We start from the raw sequence: 18,287 nt of genomic DNA on the forward strand, positions 1-18,287 counted from the left end.
GCCTTTTTCACCCATGAATAATGTCATTAACGCAAAGATGTGGTCCTTTTAAAAATGGGCAAGGATGCTCCGTGAAACTTTCATGGGCGATAAACCAAGTATTTCGCTTGCTCAACATTGCGGGGTTATTTTCGCCGTCTATATCTTTATTAGTTCCATCAAGAAGAATAATCGCTGCGCTAAAAGGTTGTGCATTTATACTAATGGGGCAGTAATGTAGCGTTGTACTATAAAGTTCAATCACCGATTTTTCCGGAATGAAAAATGGTTGAGCAAGTTCACCATTAAATGTATCCCCGTGCATCAACTCTCGTTTACCTAAAAACAGGAAAAAATCGCTGGCAGCGATAATGATTTCACTCCCCTGGTGATATTCAAAGCCATCCTGGGTGGTATTTACCCCACAAACATACCCAGTCTGAACAGGCATTTCACCGTAGATTTGGCGCTGAATGTCGCTCACGGCGGGGTATTGGTTTAAGCGATCATCACTTCTGACATATGCCACCTGATCCTCAGGTACAGAAATTTCATCTTTAAGGTATTTAAGCAATGGATCTACATTTATTGCAGAAATTACGTTTCCGTATGGGTGAAATTCATCACTATGAATTGATAACGTCTTTTTTATGTAAACTGTCATGATGTCCGGGCCATATTTTTGGTAAAGTTAATATTATTATATCCTGATATTGCACACTCTTTTTTTGACGGTGATCTTGCTTTGCAATTAAAGCCTTGTATCTTCTGTGTTAAAACAATTGCAATATTAATGGATGTTTTTGCGGGAAATAATGAAATAGCGTGCTGAGACGTTATTTTAAGAAAGGCAGGGCGAAACGAGGAAGAAGCTTTTCGCCCTGGACAACATTCCTGCTGACGGCACTACCATAAAAAAACGCAACGCTTTCAACAACCTTGCGTTTTTCATCTTCCGTAGCGGCTCGGAATAAATTTACGTCCTTACATTTTGTCTCATAGCCTTTGCGAGGCACGTCCCAGATAGCTGTCCCAGTCTTTCCATACCGGCTGCAAACCCTGAGCGGTTAACGCGGCAGCAACCGCTTCAGGTCTGCGATCGTCGTGCGGTGAGAACTGCTCCAGCTCAGGGTGATCGTCGGCATAACCACCTGGTTGTGTTTTCGAAAAGGCGCTGACATTATTGATCGCCAGCGGAATAACGCGATCGCGAAACCACGGTGATTCCCGCGTGGAGAGTGAGAGTTCAATTTCCGGCGCAAGCAGACGGAAGGCGCAGATGGTTTGCACTAACTGGCGTTCATCCATAATTGACGCTGGCTCAATCCCGCCAGTACACGGGCGCAGGCGTGGGAAGGAGACAGAGTAACGGCTTTGCCAGTAATGCTGTTGTAGCCATAGCAAATGTTCGGCAACCATATAGCAGTCAACGCGCCAGTTGTCAGAAAGACCGATCAGCGCGCCGAGGCCTATCTTATCAATCCCCGCGCGGCCCAGCCGGTCCGGCGTTTCCAGCCGCCAGAAGAAGTCCTGTTTTTGACCTTTCAGATGATGACGGGCATATGTCGCTTGGTGATACGTCTCCTGATAAACCATCACCCCGTCCAGACCAAGCTGCTTTAACTCGGCATATTCCGCCTCCGCCAGCGGTTGCACTTCCATCTGTAGCGAAGAGAACTGCTCACGCAGGGTAGGGAGATGACGACGAAAGTAATCCATCCCCACTTTCGCCTGATGTTCACCGGTGACTAACAGTAGATGTTCAAAGCCCATCTCCCGTATAGCGGCGCTTTCCCTGGCGATATCCGTTTCATCCAGCGTTTTGCGCTTGATGCGGTTGCTCATGGAAAATCCGCAGTAAGTGCAGTCATTAGCGCAAAGATTAGAAAGATAAAGCGGGACGTAGAAGCTGACGGTGTTGCCAAATCGCTGGCGGGTCAGACGCTGCGCCCGTTGGGCCAGCGGTTCCAGATATGCGCTGGCGGCGGGTGACAGTAGCGCCATCATGTCGTCGCGGGTGAGTTGCGAGGCATTTAGCGCTCGCTCTACGTCAGCAGCGGTTTTGCTGTTGATACGCAGGCGGATGTCTTCCCAGTCCAGTTGTCGCCAGCGATCGCTGAAGGTTTTCATGACGATGCCTCCAGAAATCCGGTCAGTGGGCTGGTGGCATGAGCAAAATGACTGCGACTGCCCGGCCCGGACTGACGTGCCAGCAGGCCCGCTTCTACCGCCAGACGGAACGCCCTCGCCATATTGACGGGATCGTCCGCGACGGCAATCGCCGTATTGACCAACACGGCGTCGGCGCCCATTTCCAGCGCCTGCGCGGCATGGCTGGGAACGCCGATGCCAGCATCAACGACCACCGGAACCGTAGCTTGCTGGATAATAATCTCCAGCATGGCACGGGTTTCCAGCCCCTGATTCGAGCCAATCGGTGCGCCGAGCGGCATCACCGCGGCACAGCCCACTTCTTCCAGACGTTTGCACAATACCGGATCGGCACCGCAGTAAGGCAGCACGACGAATCCCTGTTGCACCAGTGTTTCTGCGGCGTTCAATGTTTCGATGGGATCGGGCAACAGCCAGCGTGCGTCCGGGTGAATCTCTAATTTCAGCCAGTGTGTGCCTAACGCTTCGCGCGCCAGATGAGCGGCGAAGATAGCTTCTTCCGCTGTTTTCGCCCCGGAAGTATTCGGCAACAGTGTTACACCCGCCGCGATAAGCGGGGCGAGGATATCGTCATTGTGTTGGCGCAAGTCGACGCGTTTCATCGCCAGCGTCACCAGCTGGCTGCCGGAAGCACGGATCGCCTCCACCATCAGTTGTGAAGAGGCGAATTTCCCGGTACCGGTAAAAAGATGTGAATCAAACGTTTTGTCCGCAATACGTAACATCTCAACCCCCTGCAATAACCTGAAAAAGCAGGATCTGGTCGCCATCCTGCACGATATGTTGCGCCCATTGCTCGCGTGGAACGATTTGCTGATTAATCGCCAGTGCTGCGCCCGCTTGTTGTTGACCGAGTTGCTCCAGCAGTTCGTGAACAGTTTGTCCGGCGGCGCATTGCATCGGTTGATCGTTAAACAGGATCTGCATTGCATCCTCCACATACCGGGCATTCTGTGGCGCGGCGCAACGCCAGGCTGCGCCACTGGCTCGATTTACCGTCGAACAGCCGGAGTTCTCCCGCAGGCGTCTCTATACCGCTCAATAACTTAATTGCTTCCAGTGCCTGCAACGTCCCCATGACGCCGACCACCGGGCCAACCACGCCAGCCGTGCGGCAGTTGCGTTCTGGCTCCTGGTTATCTGGCCACAGGCAGCGATAACAGCCCTGCTCCCAGGGCGGTGTCAGCACCATCAACTGACCGCCAAATCCGACTGCGCTGGCGGTGATAAGCGGCGTGTTGAGCGCCACGCAGGCGGCATTAATCTCCTGGCGAGTCGCCATATTGTCGGTACAGTCGAGCACCACATCAGCCCGTGCTACTGCATCTTTTAACGCCTCACCCGTTAACCGTTGTTGTAGTGCCGTCAGTTGAATGTCGGGATTCAACTGTGTCAGTCGCTGTTGGCTGACCTGCGATTTCGGGCGATCGATATCTTCAGTGGTAAAGAGGATTTGTCGTTGCAGATTACTTAAATGCACATCGTCGTCATCTGCCAGTACCAGCGTCCCGACGCCAGCGCCCGCCAGGTACAGCGCAGCGGGCGTACCCAGCCCGCCAAGACCGATAATCAGCACCTGGCTGTCGAGCAGTTTTTGCTGCCCTTCAATGGCAATATCATCGAGCAGAATTTGGCGGCTATAACGCATAAAATCACGGTCATTCATCGCCAACTCCTGCTATTTCCAGCAACTGTGCCGTTGCCGCACGCCAGTCTGCTGCCTGGGTAATGGCGCTGACGACGGCGATACTGCCGACACCCGTCGCCATCACTGCAGGCGCGCGCGCCAGATTGATACCGCCAATCGCCACGGTGGGATAATCCGCCAGACGCTCAATGTGCCGCGCCAGCTGTTCCAGCCCCTGCGGTGCAGAAGGCATCTGTTTGGTTTGCGTCTGGAACACATGTCCCAGCGCGATATAAGAAGGACGTGCTGCCAGTGCGACGTCGATCTCCATATCATCATGGGTCGAAACGCCCAGTCGCAGACCTGCCGCGTGGATGGCGTGGAGATCGGTGGCTTGCAAATCTTCCTGCCCCAAATGGACGCCATACGCCTGATGCTTAATCGCCAACCGCCAGTAATCGTTGATAAACAGCCGCGCGTTATAGCGGCGGCCCAGCGCAATTGCCGCCACGACATCGGCTTCCACCTCTTCATCGCGCTGATCTTTGATGCGTAGCTGGAGAGTACGCACGCCTGCATCCAGCAGGCGTTCGATCCACTGTACGCTGTCCACTACCGGGTACAGTCCTAAACGAAAAGGTACGGGAGGAAAATCAGGCTGATACATCACGCTTCCTCCTTACGCAGGTAGATTTCCCCGCCTCTGGCGCGGAAGTTCTCTGACATATCCGCCATTCCCACTTCAATGGTTTGCGCGGCGGCGTAATCACGTACTTCCTGGCTGATTTTCATCGAGCAGAATTTCGGCCCACACATGGAGCAAAAATGGGCGACTTTGCCGGATTCTTGCGGCAGGGTTTCATCGTGATAAGCGCGGGCGGTAAACGGGTCGAGGGCCAGATTAAACTGGTCTTCCCAGCGAAATTCGAAGCGGGCTTTCGACATGGCGTTATCGCGAATTTGCGCACCCGGATGCCCTTTCGCCAGGTCGGCGGCGTGGGCAGCAATCTTATAGGTGATAAGCCCCTGCTTAACATCTTCTTTATTAGGCAGACCCAGATGCTCTTTTGGCGTTACGTAACAAAGCATCGCGCAGCCAAACCAGCCAATCATCGCCGCGCCAATCCCTGACGTGAAGTGGTCATAGCCCGGCGCAATGTCGGTGGTCAGCGGCCCGAGGGTATAGAACGGCGCTTCATGGCAGCGCTCTAACTCCTCGGTCATATTGCGGCGGATCATCTGCATCGGCACATGCCCCGGGCCTTCAATCATCACCTGCACGTCATATTCCCAGGCGATTTTGGTCAGTTCGCCCAGCGTATGCAGCTCGGCAAACTGCGCTTCATCGTTGGCGTCCTGAATAGAACCGGGACGCAGGCCGTCGCCCAATGACAGCGAAACGTCATAAGCGGCACAGATTTCACAAATTTCGCGGAAGTGTTGATAGAGGAAATTTTCCTGATGGTGGGAGAGGCACCATTTCGCCATAATCGAACCGCCGCGCGACACAATACCGGTCAGACGTTTGGCGGTCATCGGCACGTAGCGCAGCAGCACGCCCGCATGGATAGTGAAGTAATCCACTCCCTGCTCGGCCTGTTCCAGCAGTGTGTCGCGGAACGTTTCCCAGGTAAGATCTTCAGCGATCCCGTTAACTTTCTCCAGCGCCTGGTAGATCGGCACAGTACCGATCGGCACCGGGCTGTTACGCAAAATCCACTCGCGGGTTTCGTGAATATAGCGACCGGTGGAGAGATCCATCACCGTATCCGCTCCCCAGCGCGTGGACCACACCAGTTTTTCCACTTCTTCTTCGATGGAAGAGGTGACCGCCGAGTTGCCGATATTGGCGTTAACTTTTACCAGGAAGTTGCGACCAATGATCATCGGCTCCGATTCCGGATGATTGATATTAGCAGGGATAATGGCACGTCCGGCAGCGACTTCATCACGGACAAATTCCGCGGTGATATTTTCCGGCAGGCGAGCACCAAAGCTCATTCCAGGATGCTGGTGGCGCAAAACTTCGCTACGAATGCGCTCGCGTCCCATATTCTCGCGAATGGCGATGAATTCCATCTCCGGTGTGATGATGCCCTGACGGGCGTAGTGCAACTGCGTGACGCGGCGGCCTGCTTTGGCGCGTTTTGGCGTTAATACGCCGCTAAAACGCAGCTCGTCGAGGCCATCATCTGCCAGCCGCGCTTTGCTGTAATCGGAACTGCGCACGGTGAGTTCTTCGGTATCGCCGCGCGCCTCGATCCACGGCTGACGCAGCTTTGCCAGCCCTTGCTGCACGTTAATGGCGATCTGCGGATCGCCATACGGGCCGGAGGTGTCGTAGACCGGAATCGCTTCGTTTTCTTCGTACTGCGGCTGTTCTTTGCTGCCGCCAATTAGCGTCGGGTTAAGCTGGATCTCACGCATTGGCACACGCACGCCGGGATGTGTGCCGGTGATGTAAATGCGTTTTGAGTTGGGAAAGGCGGTGCCTTCCAGGGTGTCGATAAAATGTTGGGCCTGGGCGCGCTGTTCGCGGCGGGTCAGTTTTGTTGCAGACATAGCTCATTCCAAAAGTTAAGGACGTGGCTTGTCAGACGACGGATGAAGCAAGAGACGATCGCCGCAAAGGCGATGCGATAGCAGATTAACTCTTGTTCCCTTCGCAGGTATTAGCCTGATCAGGTTCCGCGGATCCCGAATGAACGGTCTCAGCCAGTTAAGGCACTCCGACAAGAAATTAGCCCCGCAAACGGGGCATTGAATGTAAATTACGCGTTAACAGCGCAGAACTCAAGCAGGATGTTTGACGCGAGCGGCGTCAAGCACCAGCAGAATCAGCTTATCTTCCAGTACGAAGCGTGCTTCCAGCGCCTCGCCGATGTCAGATAAAACCTGTTGAAACTCAAGGTAATTATCATGATCGATGGCGGTTTCCAGGCTGGAATCATAGTAATCCATAATCTGTTGCGTGTTGGCTTCCAGCTGCGGCCAAATCTTCGCGGCATGAGCGAGTTGCCCGTTGCCTTCTAGTTTATGAAGAATGCGTTCATAAATACTGAAATGTCCAGCAGACAGGTAGTCGACCAGACTCTGGCAAAAATCATCAAGGGCTTTTTCATTCAGCCTCATGTACGATTCTTTGCCAGGCTTAATGCCAACCAGATTGTAGTAAGCCACGAGCAGATGCTTACGTACATGTAGCCAGCGATCAACCAGTTTGTTACTTCCTCTGACGTGCTCCGTCAGGTTATCGAGCTGGTTAAGCATGATTGACTCCGCAAGTTTGTATTCAAAAACTGCTCAGTGAGAAATGTAAAAACCATGTTAAACATGCCAGTGATGCAAAGGTAGTGCAAGAGCTATGGATCGTATAATTGAAAAATTAGATCACGGCTGGTGGGTAGTCAGTCATGAACAAAAATTATGGTTGCCGAAGGGAGAATTACCATACGGCGAAGCGGCAAATTTCGATCTTGTGGGTCAGCGCGCACTGCATATAGGCGAATGGCAGGGAGAACCTGTTTGGCTAGTGCAACAGCAGCGTCGTCACGATATGGGATCGGTACGTCAGGTGATTGATCTGGATGTTGGGCTGTTTCAACTGGCTGGGCGCGGTGTGCAACTGGCGGAGTTTTACCGCTCACATAAATATTGCGGCTACTGCGGCCATGAGATGTATCCGAGCAAAACCGAATGGGCAATGCTGTGCAGTCACTGCCGTGAGCGTTACTATCCACAAATTGCCCCCTGCATTATCGTTGCCATCCGTCGCGATGATTCGATCCTTCTTGCCCAGCATACCCGCCATCGAAACGGTGTCCATACGGTACTTGCCGGATTCGTTGAAGTGGGCGAAACCCTCGAGCAGGCAGTCGCGCGGGAAGTGATGGAAGAGAGCGGAATTAAAGTCAAAAATCTGCGTTATGTGACCTCCCAACCGTGGCCGTTTCCTCAGTCTTTAATGACCGCGTTTATGGCGGAATATGACAGCGGCGATATCGTCATTGACCCGAAAGAATTGCTTGAGGCGAACTGGTATCGCTATGACGATTTGCCGTTACTCCCGCCGCCCGGCACCGTGGCGCGCCGTCTGATAGAAGATACGGTGGCGATGTGTCGGGCAGAGTATGAGTGATGATACACTGACCGCCTGACGCACTAAGGAACAGCCAAAATGACCGAACTTAAAAACGATCGTTATCTGCGGGCGCTGTTGCGCCAGCCCGTTGATGTCACTCCAGTATGGATGATGCGCCAGGCGGGCCGCTATCTACCGGAATACAAAGCCACCCGCGCCCAGGCGGGCGATTTTATGTCGCTTTGCAAAAACGCCGAGCTGGCGTGCGAAGTGACTTTGCAACCGCTGCGTCGCTATCCGCTGGATGCGGCGATCCTCTTTTCCGATATCCTCACCGTTCCGGACGCGATGGGGTTAGGGCTCTATTTTGAAGCCGGAGAAGGTCCGCGTTTTACCTCGCCAGTCACCTGCAAAGCTGACGTCGATAAACTGCCAATACCGGACCCGGAAGATGAGCTGGGTTACGTGATGAACGCGGTGCGTACCATTCGCCGCGAACTGAAAGGCGAAGTGCCGCTGATTGGTTTTTCCGGCAGTCCGTGGACGCTGGCGACCTACATGGTGGAAGGCGGCAGCAGCAAAGCTTTCACCGTGATCAAAAAAATGATGTATGCCGAGCCGCAGGCGCTGCACGCGCTACTCGATAAACTGGCGAAAAGCGTCACTCTGTATCTGAACGCGCAGATTAAAGCCGGTGCTCAGGCAGTGATGATTTTCGACACCTGGGGCGGCGTGCTCACCGGGCGTGATTATCAACAGTTCTCGCTCTATTACATGCATAAAATAGTTGATGGCTTACTGCGTGAGAACGACGGTCGCCGCGTGCCGGTGACGCTGTTTACCAAAGGCGGCGGACAGTGGCTGGAAGCCATGGCAGAAACCGGCTGCGACGCGCTGGGCCTCGACTGGACAACGGACATTGCCGATGCGCGCCGCCGCGTGGGTGATAAAGTCGCGCTGCAGGGCAATATGGACCCATCAATGCTGTATGCACCGCCTGCCCGCATTGAAGAAGAAGTGGCGTCTATACTTGCAGGTTTCGGTCACGGTGAAGGCCACGTCTTTAACCTTGGACACGGCATTCATCAGGATGTGCCGCCAGAACATGCTGGCGTGTTTGTGGAGGCAGTGCATCGCCTGTCTGCGCCTTATCATCAGTAAGGAGTGGTTATGGATCTCGCGTCATTACGCGCTCAACAAATCGAACTGGCTTCTTCTGTGATCCGCGAGGATCGACTCGATAAAGATCCGCCGGATCTGATCGCCGGAGCCGATGTCGGGTTTGAGCAGGGCGGCGAAGTGACGCGAGCGGCGATGGTGCTGTTGAAATACCCCTCGCTTGAGCTGGTGGAGTATAAAGTGGCCCGCATCGCCACCACCATGCCTTATATTCCTGGTTTTCTCTCCTTCCGTGAATATCCTGCGCTGCTGGCAGCGTGGGAGATGCTGTCGCAAAAACCGGATTTAGTGTTTGTCGATGGTCATGGGATCTCACATCCGCGCCGTCTTGGTGTCGCCAGCCATTTTGGTTTGCTGGTGGATGTGCCAACTATTGGCGTGGCGAAAAAACGGCTATGCGGTAAATTCGAACCACTCTCCAGCGAGCCGGGCGCGCTGGCCCCGCTGAAGGATAAAGGCGAGCAGCTGGCCTGGGTCTGGCGCAGCAAAGCGCGCTGTAACCCGCTATTTATCGCGACCGGCCATCGGGTCAGCGTGGATAGCGCGCTGGCGTGGGTACAACGCTGCATGAAAGGCTATCGTCTGCCGGAGCCAACGCGCTGGGCGGACGCGGTGGCCTCGGAACGTCCGGCATTCGTGCGCTATACAGCAAATCAGCCCTAATTCAGGTAAACTGCGGATAATTTCCGTATTTGAGAACTCAACATGTTACAAAACCCGATTCATCTGCGTCTGGAACGCCTGGAAAGCTGGCAGCACGTCACTTTCATGGCTTGTCTGTGCGAACGCATGTACCCCAATTACGCTATGTTCTGCCAGCAAACCGGTTTTGCCGATGGGCAAATTTACCGCCGCATTCTCGATCTCATCTGGGAAACGCTGACGGTCAAAGACGCAAAAGTGAATTTCGACAGCCAACTGGAGAAATTTGAAGAGGCGATTCCTTCAGCGGACGATTTCGATCTGTACGGTGTTTATCCGGCAATCGATGCCTGCGTGGCATTAAGTGAACTGGTCCATTCGCGTTTAAGTGGCGAAACGCTCGAACACGCGGTGGAAGTGAGTAAGACCTCTATCACTACCGTTGCGATGCTGGAAATGACTCAGGCTGGTCGCGAAATGAGCGATGAAGAGCTCAAAGAAAACCCAGCAGTAGAGCAAGAATGGGACATTCAGTGGGAAATATTCCGACTTTTAGCCGAGTGCGAAGAACGCGACATCGAGCTGATAAAAGGGCTTAGGGCAGACCTGCGTGAGGCGGGCGAGAGCAATATTGGTATAATTTTTCAGCAATAAGACCAGAAAACGTGATTTAACGCCTGATTTGTCATACCTGGAGTCTTCCCTTTCGCCCCCCGTCTGGTCTACATTTGGGGGGCGAAAAAAAGTGGCTATCGGTGCGTGTATGCAGGAGAGTGCTATTCTGGCATTTCCGTCGCACTCGATGCTTAGCAAGCGATAAACACATTGTAAGGATAACTTATGAACAAGACTCAACTGATTGATGTAATTGCAGAGAAAGCAGAACTGTCCAAAACCCAGGCTAAAGCTGCTCTGGAGTCCACTCTGGCTGCAATTACTGAGTCTCTGAAAGAAGGCGATGCTGTACAACTGGTTGGTTTCGGAACCTTCAAAGTGAACCACCGCGCTGAGCGTACTGGCCGCAACCCGCAGACCGGTAAAGAAATCAAAATCGCCGCTGCGAACGTACCGGCATTTGTTTCTGGCAAGGCACTGAAAGACGCAGTTAAGTAAGATTGCGTGGCAGTGAACAGTTTTAACGAAGGGGTGGTTTCACCCCTTTTGTCTTTCTGGCGTCGTTCATTGATGCTGGCAGGTGCGCTGTTTCTCACTGCCTGTAGCCACAACTCTTCACTTCCTCCCTTTACCGCCAGTGGATTTGCTGAAGACCAGGGCGCGGTACGTATCTGGCGAAAAGACAGCGGCGATAATGTGCATCTGCTTGCCGTATTTAGCCCGTGGCGCAATGGCGATACCACGACGCGAGAGTATCGCTGGCAGGGCGATAACCTCACGCTTATCAATATCAATGTTTATAGCAAACCTCCGGTGAACATTCGTGCGCGTTTTGACGATCGCGGCGATCTGAGCTTTATGCAACGTGAGTTTGACGGGGAAAAGCAGCAGCTTTCTAACGACCAAATCGATTTATATCGCTACCGTGCCGACCAAATCCGCCAGATTAGCGATGCCTTACGTCAGGGGAGAGTCGTGTTGCGTCAGGGACGCTGGCATGCGATGGAGCAAACTGTAACTACCTGCGAAGGGCAAACCATTAAACCTGATTTAGATTCGCAGGCGATAGCGCATATCGAGCGCCGCCAGAGCCGCTCTTCTGTTGATGTCAGCGTGGCATGGCTGGAAGCGCCCGAAGGTTCTCAATTACTGTTAGTGGCAAACTCTGATTTCTGTCGCTGGCAACCTAACGAGAAAACGTTCTGATTTACCAGTGGCCCATACCCATATGACCGCCACCATCGCAACCACCGTAGCCCATTCCGGCTCCGCGTGGAATACCCGCTTCAGCCATCGCAATATCCCGTTTCACTCGTAGCCCATCTAACGACTGACGCAAAGTTTCCATCTCTTTGGCGACCGCGTTAATTTTGCTGCTATCCGGTGGGTTAGCGGCTAACAGGGCGTTGTATTCATAACGCTTCGTCACCAGTTGCTGTTGCAGTGCGCTGCTTTGAGCGTAAAAGTCATTATGAATTTTTTGCCAGGCAGTTTGTTGTTCGCTGGTCAAAGGCGCTGCATTTTGCTGCCACATACCGTGTCCGCCGTGGGCAAATGCCGATCCCATCGCCATTGCTGAAAGCGCCACCATCATCAGGGCAATCTTCGTGTTCCGTTTCATGGTTAATCCTCCAGTGGTTGTCTTACTTTGGGTATTGCATCTTTCGTGCCAACGATGAAACGCTGATGTGACGGGCAAACAGGCGTGATAAGCGAGTAAAAATGACTCGCTTGCAGTGGGTAGCGAGTCATTTTTACTCATTGAAACTCAAGCGTTTGTGTTACAGCGCAGGGTAGCCGTTGATAAAATCTGGCATGATTTCTGCTGTTAAAAAGGGATGAACAGGCAAAGAAGAAGATGCGTTTTATGCAACGTTCTAAAGATTCCTTAGCCAAATGGTTAAGCGCGATCCTCCCCGTTGTCATTGTTGGGCTGGTGGGATTGTTTGCGGCGACGGTGATTCGCGATTATGGGCGGGCAAGCGAGGCCGACCGCCAGGCATTACTGGAAAAAGGTAATGTGCTTATTCGCGCTCTGGAGTCGGGAAGTCGCGTAGGGATGGGTATGCGAATGCACCATGTGCAGCAACAGGCGCTTCTGGAAGAGATGGCAAGCCAGCCAGGGGTGTTGTGGTTTGCTGTCACTAATGCACAGGGCATCATTATTCTTCATAGCGACCCCGAAATGGTTGGGCGTGTGCTCTATTCTCCTGATGAAATGCAGAAGTTAAAGCCGGAGGAGAACTCCCGCTGGCGACTGCTTGAGAAAACAGAAACTGTGCCTGCGCTTGAGGTCTATCGTTTGTTCCAGCCAATGTCAGCCCCCTGGCGGCATGGTATGCACAATATGCCGCGCTGTAACGGCGAAGCTGCGCCACAGGTAGATGCACATCAGGTCATTTTTATCGCCGTTGATGCCAGTGATTTGGTCGCAACCCAGATTGGGGAGAAGCGCAATACCCTGATTATTCTCTTCGCGCTGGCGGCGGTATTGCTGGCAAGCGTGTTGTCATTCTTCTGGTATCGCCGATATCTGCGCTCGCGCCAGCTGTTGCAGGATGAAATGAAGCGCAAAGAGAAGCTGGTGGCACTGGGGCATCTGGCGGCAGGCGTCGCCCACGAAATCCGTAACCCGCTTTCCTCGATTAAAGGGCTGGCGAAATATTTTGCCGAACGCGTGCCAGAGGGCGGGGAAGCGCATCAACTGGCGCAGGTAATGGCGAAAGAGTCCGACCGTTTAAACCGCGTGGTAAGTGAGCTGCTGGAACTGGTTAAGCCAACGCATCTGGCTTTGCAGGCGGTGGATCTCAACACTCTGATTAACCACTCATTACAGCTGGTAAGCCAGGATGCAAACAGCCGGGAGATCCAGTTACGCTTTACTGCTAACGACACATTACCGGAAATTCAGGCCGATCCGGACCGACTGACCCAGGTCCTGTTGAATCTCTATCTCAATGCTATTCAGGCGATTGGTCAGCATGGCGTGATTAGCGTGACGGCCAGCGAAAGCGGCGCGGGGGTGACAATCAGCGTCACCGACAGCGGTAAGGGGATTGCAGCGGATCAGCTTGAAGCCATTTTTACCCCTTATTTCACCACGAAGGCCGACGGCACCGGGCTGGGGCTGGCGGTCGTGCATAATATTGTTGAACAACACGGTGGTACAATTCAGGTCGCAAGCCAGGAGGGGAAAGGTGCAACGTTCACCCTCTGGCTTCCGGTCAATATTACGCGTAAGGACCCACAAGGATGACGCACGATAATATCGATATTCTGGTGGTGGATGATGACATTAGCCACTGCACTATCTTGCAGGCATTGCTGCGCGGCTGGGGCTATAACGTCGCGCTGGCGAACAGCGGGCAACAGGCGCTGGCGCAGATGCGGGAAAAGGTTTTTGATCTTGTGCTTTGCGATGTGCGAATGGCGGAGATGGACGGCATTGCCACGCTCAAAGAGATCAAAGCGTTAAATCCGGCGATTCCGGTACTGATTATGACCGCTTACTCCAGCGTCGAGACGGCGGTAGAGGCGTTGAAAACCGGGGCGCTGGATTATCTCATCAAGCCGCTGGATTTCGATAACCTGCAGGTGACGCTGGAAAAGGCGCTCGCGCATACTCACAGTGTCGACGCTGAAACGCCTGCGGTGTCTGCCAGTCAGTTCGGGATGGTCGGTAAAAGCCCGGCGATGCAACACCTGCTCAGTGAAATCGCCCTCGTCGCGCCATCGGAAGCCACGGTGCTGATCCACGGCGATTCTGGCACCGGTAAAGAGCTGGTCGCCAGAGCGATTCACGCCAGTAGCGCACGTAGTGAAAAACCGCTGGTAACGCTCAACTGCGCGGCACTCAACGAATCCTTACTGGAATCCGAATTGTTCGGTCATGAGAAAGGGGCGTTTACAGGAGCCGACAAACGGCGGGAAGGGCGCTTTGTTGAGGCAGATGGCGGCACACTGTTTCTCGATGAAATTGGTGATATCTCGCCGATGATGCAGGTTCGTCTGCTGCGTGCGATTCAGGAGCGCGAAGTGCAGCGTGTCGGCAGCAACCAGACTATCTCGGTTGATGTCCGACTGATTGCGGCGACCCATCGCGATCTTGCCGCAGAGGTAAATGCCGGGCGTTTTCGCCAGGATCTCTACTATCGCCTGAACGTGGTGGCGATTGAAGTGCCGTCGCTGCGTCAGCGGCGGGAAGATATTCCTCTGTTGGCTAACCATTTTCTTCAGGGGTTTGCCGAACGCAATCGCAAGGCGGTAAAAGGCTTCACGCCCCAGGCGATGGATCTGCTGATTCACTACGACTGGCCGGGAAATATTCGTGAACTGGAAAACGCGGTGGAAAGGGCGGTGGTGTTGCTGACCGGGGAATATATTTCCGAACGCGAGCTGCCGCTGGCGATTGCTGGCACGCCGATCCCGCTGGCGCAAAGTCAGGATATTCAGCCGCTGGTGGAGGTCGAAAAAGAAGTGATTCTGGCGGCGCTGGAGAAAACGGGCGGTAACAAAACCGAAGCCGCCCGTCAGTTAGGGATCACGCGTAAAACGCTATTGGCAAAACTGTCGCGTTAGTTCTGCTCGCGTTCGATAGCGCGCCAGCCGATATCTTTCCGGCAGAAGCAGTCGTCCCAGTGGATATCGGTCATTAAGGCATAGGCGCGTTTCTGCGCTTCTGCTACGGTATGACCCAGCGCGGTGACGCACAGTACGCGCCCGCCGCTGGTCACTACCTGCTCGTCATCCGCCAGTTTCGTACCCGCGTGGAACACTTTGCCACCTTCCACTTCTTCCAGCGGCAGGCCGTGGATCACATCGCCGGTGCGGTAATCGCCCGGATATCCACCCGCAGCCATCACCACGCCGAGAGAAGCACGTTCATCCCACTCGGATGTTTTCTCGTCCAGCTTGCCTTCACAGGCAGCCAGGCAGAGCTCAACCAGATCGGACTTCATGCGCAGCATAATCGGCTGGGTTTCCGGATCGCCAAAGCGGCAGTTAAATTCAATAACCTTCGGATTGCCCTGTTTGTCGATCATCAAACCAGCATAGAGAAAACCGGTGTAGGTGTTTCCTTCCGCCGCCATGCCTTTCACGGTTGGCCAGATGATACGTTCCATGGTGCGCTGATGAACTTCATCGGTCACCACTGGCGCAGGAGAGTAAGCGCCCATCCCGCCAGTGTTCGGCCCGGTATCTTTATCGCCTACGCGTTTGTGATCCTGACTGGTGGCCATCGGCAACACATGTTCACCGTCAACCATCACGATAAAGCTCGCTTCTTCGCCGTCGAGGAACTCTTCAATAACAATGCGATGACCCGCGTCGCCAAAGGCGTTGCCCGCCAGCATATCGTGAACGGCGGCTTCGGCTTCTTCCAGCGTCATCGCCACGATTACGCCTTTACCCGCCGCCAGACCGTCTGCCTTGATAACGATCGGCGCACCTTTCTCGCGCAGATACGCCAGCGCAGGCTCAATCTCGGTGAAGTTCTGGTATTCCGCTGTTGGGATGTTGTGGCGTGCCAGGAAATCTTTGGTAAACGCTTTCGACCCTTCCAGTTGCGCGGCACCTGCGGTTGGGCCGAAGATTTTCAGTCCGGCGGCGCGGAAGGTATCGACCACGCCTTTCACCAGCGGCGCTTCCGGGCCGACGATGGTCAGGTCAATCTTCTCATTTTGGGCAAAGTCCAGCAGTGCCGGGATATCGGTTACTCCGATTGCGACGTTTTGCAGTGCAGGCTCCAGTGCAGTGCCTGCGTTACCCGGAGCAACAAAAACAGTTTCAACCAGCGGCGACTGGGCCGCTTTCCAGGCCAGCGCGTGCTCGCGCCCGCCGTTACCAATGACTAATACTTTCATCTGTCGCTCCATTAATGGCGGAAGTGGCGCATATCGGTGAAGAGCATCGCAATACCGTGCTCGTCGGCGGCGGCAATCACTTCGTCATCACGGATAGAACCGCCAGGCTGGATTACACAGGTCACGCCCGCAGCAGCGGCGGCATCAATACCGTCGCGGAATGGGAAGAAGGCATCAGAAGCCATAGAAGAACCTTTCACTTCCAGACCTTCATCGGCGGCTTTAATACCGGCGATTTTCGCGGAGTACACGCGGCTCATCTGGCCCGCGCCAATCCCGATGGTCATATTGTTTTTGGCATAGACAATGGCGTTGGATTTCACGAACTTCGCCACCTTCCAGCAGAACAGTGCATCACGCAGTTCCTGTTCGGTCGGCTGGCGTTTGGTCACGACGCGCAGTTCTTCCGCACCGACCATCCCCAGGTCACGATCCTGAACCAGCAGACCGCCGTTGACGCGTTTGAAATCAAGGCCTGGAACTCGCTCGCCCCACTGACCGCAGGTCAGAACGCGTACGTTCTGTTTGGCGGCGGTGATTTTCAGCGCCTCTTCGCTGGCAGACGGGGCAATGATCACTTCAACAAACTGACGAGAAATGATGGCCTGTGCGGTTTCAGCATCCAGCTCGCGGTTAAAGGCAATAATGCCGCCGAATGCGGAGGTTGGGTCGGTTTTGTACGCGCGGTCGTAAGCGTCAAGAATGGAATTGCCGATAGCCACACCGCAAGGGTTGGCGTGCTTCACAATCACACATGCTGGCTCGGCGAACTCTTTCACGCACTCCAGCGCCGCATCGGTATCGGCGATGTTGTTATAAGAGAGGGCTTTCCCCTGAACCTGGGTTGCGGTGGCAACGGAGGCTTCTTTCACATTCTCTTCTATATAGAAGGCAGCCTGCTGGTGGCTGTTCTCGCCGTAACGCATATCCTGCTTCTTAATGAAGTTCAGGTTCAGCGTACGCGGGAAGCGACCGGCAGCTTCTTTGCTTTCACCGTGATACGCCGGAACCATGCTGCCGAAGTAGTTGGCAATCATGCTGTCATAGGCGGCGGTGTGTTCAAAGGCTTTAATAGCGAGGTCGAAACGCGTATCGAGAGTCAGCGAGCCTTCGTTGGCATCCATCTCTTTAATAATGGCGTCGTAGTCGCTGCTCTTCACGACGATTGCGACATCTTTATGGTTCTTGGCGGCGGAGCGCACCATCGTCGGGCCGCCAATATCGATGTTCTCAACCGCATCTTCAAGCGTGCAGCCTTCACGGGCCACGGTCTGGGCGAACGGATACAGGTTAACGACCACCATATCGATAGGTTGGATCTGATGTTCTTCCATAATGGCATCATCCTGGCCGCGACGGCCCAGAATGCCACCATGAACTTTCGGATGCAGGGTCTTCACGCGTCCATCCATCATCTCCGGGAAACCGGTGTAATCGGAAACTTCGGTTACCGGCAGACCTTTTTCTGCTAACAGACGGGCAGTACCCCCTGTAGACAGCAGCTCCACACCACGTGCGGAAAGTGCCTGGGCGAATTCGACGATACCGGCTTTGTCAGAGACACTGAGCAGAGCGCGGCGGACTGGACGACGTTGTTGCATGGTAAATCCCCTGGATTTGACTATTACAGAGAGCGTTAGCTGAATTTTTCGCGAAAAACTCAGCTAACGCCCCTAACGGAGCATCCTTATTTTTCGCCCGCATTGTAACGAAAACGTTTGCGCAACGCTCGCGAATTTTTTTGTTTCGATGGTGAGTACTATTTTGATTGTGGTTAGCAGGTCAGGAATTCAGAAACAACACTGATGATTGTGGATAACTCTGTGCGTAAAAAGGTATAAAGCGGGGTTTTGCTGGGGAATGCAGCAGTCAGTCATTTTTTTGCAATTTTTCTATTGCGGCCTCAGGAGAACTCCCTATAATGCGCCTCCATCGACACGGCGGATGTGAATCACTTCACACCAACTAGCCGGTTCGGTTGAAGAGAAAAATCCTGAAATTCAGGGTTGACTCTGAAAGAGGAAAGCGTAATATACGCCACCTCGCGACAGTGAGCTGAAAGCCGCGTCGCAACTGCTCTTTAACAATTTATCAGACAATCTGTGTGGGCACTCGAAGATACGGATTC

General features: G+C 53.9%; 19 protein-coding genes and 1 riboswitch. Of the genes, 8 read left to right on the plus strand and 11 right to left on the minus strand.

The annotated features are described in order from the left end of the window. Positions 1–7: 7 nt before the first annotated feature. The 8 genes from A9180_RS20855 to A9180_RS20890 form a co-directional block, all read right to left on the minus strand. Complete coding sequence (locus A9180_RS20855; protein WP_064530405.1) at positions 8–643, minus strand: DUF4867 family protein; 636 nt, start codon at positions 641–643, stop codon at positions 8–10. A 332-nt stretch (positions 644–975) separates the two neighbouring features. After that, on the minus strand, positions 976–2,109 hold the full coding sequence (gene thiH, locus A9180_RS20860; RefSeq protein ID WP_064530406.1) for a 2-iminoacetate synthase ThiH: 1,134 nt from the start codon (positions 2,107–2,109) through the stop codon (positions 976–978). Further along, positions 2,106–2,876, minus strand: a complete 771-nt coding sequence (gene thiG, locus A9180_RS20865; protein ID WP_064530407.1) for a thiazole synthase — start codon at positions 2,874–2,876, stop codon at positions 2,106–2,108. Before thiG ends, thiH begins: the two co-directional genes overlap by 4 nt. 1 nt (position 2,877) lies before the next feature. Continuing rightward, the gene (thiS, locus tag A9180_RS20870) at positions 2,878–3,078 is read right to left on the minus strand and encodes a sulfur carrier protein ThiS (RefSeq protein ID WP_064530408.1); all 201 of its coding nucleotides are present in this window, start codon (positions 3,076–3,078) and stop codon (positions 2,878–2,880) included. Then, entirely contained in the window at positions 3,062–3,817 is a 756-nt protein-coding gene (thiF, locus tag A9180_RS20875) for a thiazole biosynthesis adenylyltransferase ThiF (RefSeq protein ID WP_064530409.1), read from the minus strand. Before thiF ends, thiS begins: the two co-directional genes overlap by 17 nt. Continuing rightward, complete coding sequence (gene thiE / locus A9180_RS20880; protein ID WP_064530410.1) at positions 3,810–4,445, minus strand: thiamine phosphate synthase; 636 nt, start codon at positions 4,443–4,445, stop codon at positions 3,810–3,812. The genes thiF and thiE overlap by 8 nt, the downstream gene beginning before the upstream one ends. After that, positions 4,445–6,340 carry a phosphomethylpyrimidine synthase ThiC gene (thiC, locus tag A9180_RS20885; protein ID WP_064530411.1) on the minus strand — a complete coding sequence of 632 codons (1,896 nt, stop codon included), beginning with the start codon at positions 6,338–6,340 and terminating at the stop codon, positions 4,445–4,447. Before thiC ends, thiE begins: the two co-directional genes overlap by 1 nt. A 79-nt stretch (positions 6,341–6,419) precedes the next feature. Continuing rightward, positions 6,420–6,520, minus strand: a riboswitch (TPP riboswitch). A gap of 51 nt (positions 6,521–6,571) precedes the next feature. Further along, complete coding sequence (locus A9180_RS20890) at positions 6,572–7,048, minus strand: Rsd/AlgQ family anti-sigma factor (RefSeq protein WP_064530412.1); 477 nt, start codon at positions 7,046–7,048, stop codon at positions 6,572–6,574. A gap of 94 nt (positions 7,049–7,142) precedes the next feature. On the opposite strand from A9180_RS20890, the gene nudC reads away from it, so the two are divergent. The 6 genes from nudC to A9180_RS20920 all read left to right on the plus strand — a co-directional run bounded on the left by nudC (position 7,143) and on the right by A9180_RS20920 (position 11,501). Further along, a complete protein-coding gene (gene nudC / locus A9180_RS20895; protein ID WP_064530413.1) occupies positions 7,143–7,916 on the plus strand; it encodes an NAD(+) diphosphatase in 774 nt (257 codons plus the stop codon). 39 nt (positions 7,917–7,955) lie between these two features. After that, positions 7,956–9,020 carry a uroporphyrinogen decarboxylase gene (gene hemE / locus A9180_RS20900; protein ID WP_064530414.1) on the plus strand — a complete coding sequence of 355 codons (1,065 nt, stop codon included), beginning with the start codon at positions 7,956–7,958 and terminating at the stop codon, positions 9,018–9,020. A 9-nt stretch (positions 9,021–9,029) separates the two neighbouring features. After that, a complete protein-coding gene (nfi, locus tag A9180_RS20905; protein ID WP_064530415.1) occupies positions 9,030–9,701 on the plus strand; it encodes a deoxyribonuclease V in 672 nt (223 codons plus the stop codon). A 42-nt stretch (positions 9,702–9,743) separates the two neighbouring features. After that, the gene (locus A9180_RS20910; protein ID WP_064530416.1) at positions 9,744–10,334 is read left to right on the plus strand and encodes a YjaG family protein; all 591 of its coding nucleotides are present in this window, start codon (positions 9,744–9,746) and stop codon (positions 10,332–10,334) included. Positions 10,335–10,520: 186 nt separating this feature from the next. Further along, a complete protein-coding gene (gene hupA / locus A9180_RS20915; protein WP_001044513.1) occupies positions 10,521–10,793 on the plus strand; it encodes a nucleoid-associated protein HU-alpha in 273 nt (90 codons plus the stop codon). A 12-nt stretch (positions 10,794–10,805) separates the two neighbouring features. Then, positions 10,806–11,501 carry a DUF1481 domain-containing protein gene (locus A9180_RS20920; RefSeq protein WP_064530422.1) on the plus strand — a complete coding sequence of 232 codons (696 nt, stop codon included), beginning with the start codon at positions 10,806–10,808 and terminating at the stop codon, positions 11,499–11,501. A gap of 1 nt (position 11,502) precedes the next feature. On the opposite strand, the gene zraP is transcribed toward A9180_RS20920, so the two are convergent. Then, on the minus strand, positions 11,503–11,916 hold the full coding sequence (gene zraP, locus A9180_RS20925; RefSeq protein WP_064530417.1) for a zinc resistance sensor/chaperone ZraP: 414 nt from the start codon (positions 11,914–11,916) through the stop codon (positions 11,503–11,505). 237 nt (positions 11,917–12,153) lie between these two features. Between zraP and zraS the strand changes: the two genes are divergently transcribed. Together zraS and zraR are read left to right on the plus strand one after the other, a co-directional pair. Then, positions 12,154–13,551 carry a two-component system sensor histidine kinase ZraS gene (gene zraS, locus A9180_RS20930; RefSeq protein WP_064530418.1) on the plus strand — a complete coding sequence of 466 codons (1,398 nt, stop codon included), beginning with the start codon at positions 12,154–12,156 and terminating at the stop codon, positions 13,549–13,551. Then, the gene (gene zraR / locus A9180_RS20935; RefSeq protein WP_064530419.1) at positions 13,548–14,873 is read left to right on the plus strand and encodes a sigma-54-dependent response regulator transcription factor ZraR; all 1,326 of its coding nucleotides are present in this window, start codon (positions 13,548–13,550) and stop codon (positions 14,871–14,873) included. Before zraS ends, zraR begins: the two co-directional genes overlap by 4 nt. Here the strand turns inward: zraR and purD are convergent. Continuing rightward, the gene (gene purD / locus A9180_RS20940) at positions 14,870–16,159 is read right to left on the minus strand and encodes a phosphoribosylamine--glycine ligase (RefSeq protein WP_064530420.1); all 1,290 of its coding nucleotides are present in this window, start codon (positions 16,157–16,159) and stop codon (positions 14,870–14,872) included. The two genes, zraR and purD, sit on opposite strands and share 4 nt — an antisense overlap. 11 nt (positions 16,160–16,170) lie before the next feature. Next, positions 16,171–17,760 (minus strand): bifunctional phosphoribosylaminoimidazolecarboxamide formyltransferase/IMP cyclohydrolase, encoded by a 1,590-nt coding sequence (purH, locus tag A9180_RS20945; RefSeq protein ID WP_064530421.1) that lies wholly within the window; start codon positions 17,758–17,760, stop codon positions 16,171–16,173. Between the last annotated feature and the right edge of the window lie 527 nt (positions 17,761–18,287).

Source organism: Escherichia sp. B1147 (assembly GCF_001660175.1).
Taxonomy (GTDB): Bacteria; Pseudomonadota; Gammaproteobacteria; order Enterobacterales; family Enterobacteriaceae; genus Escherichia; species Escherichia whittamii.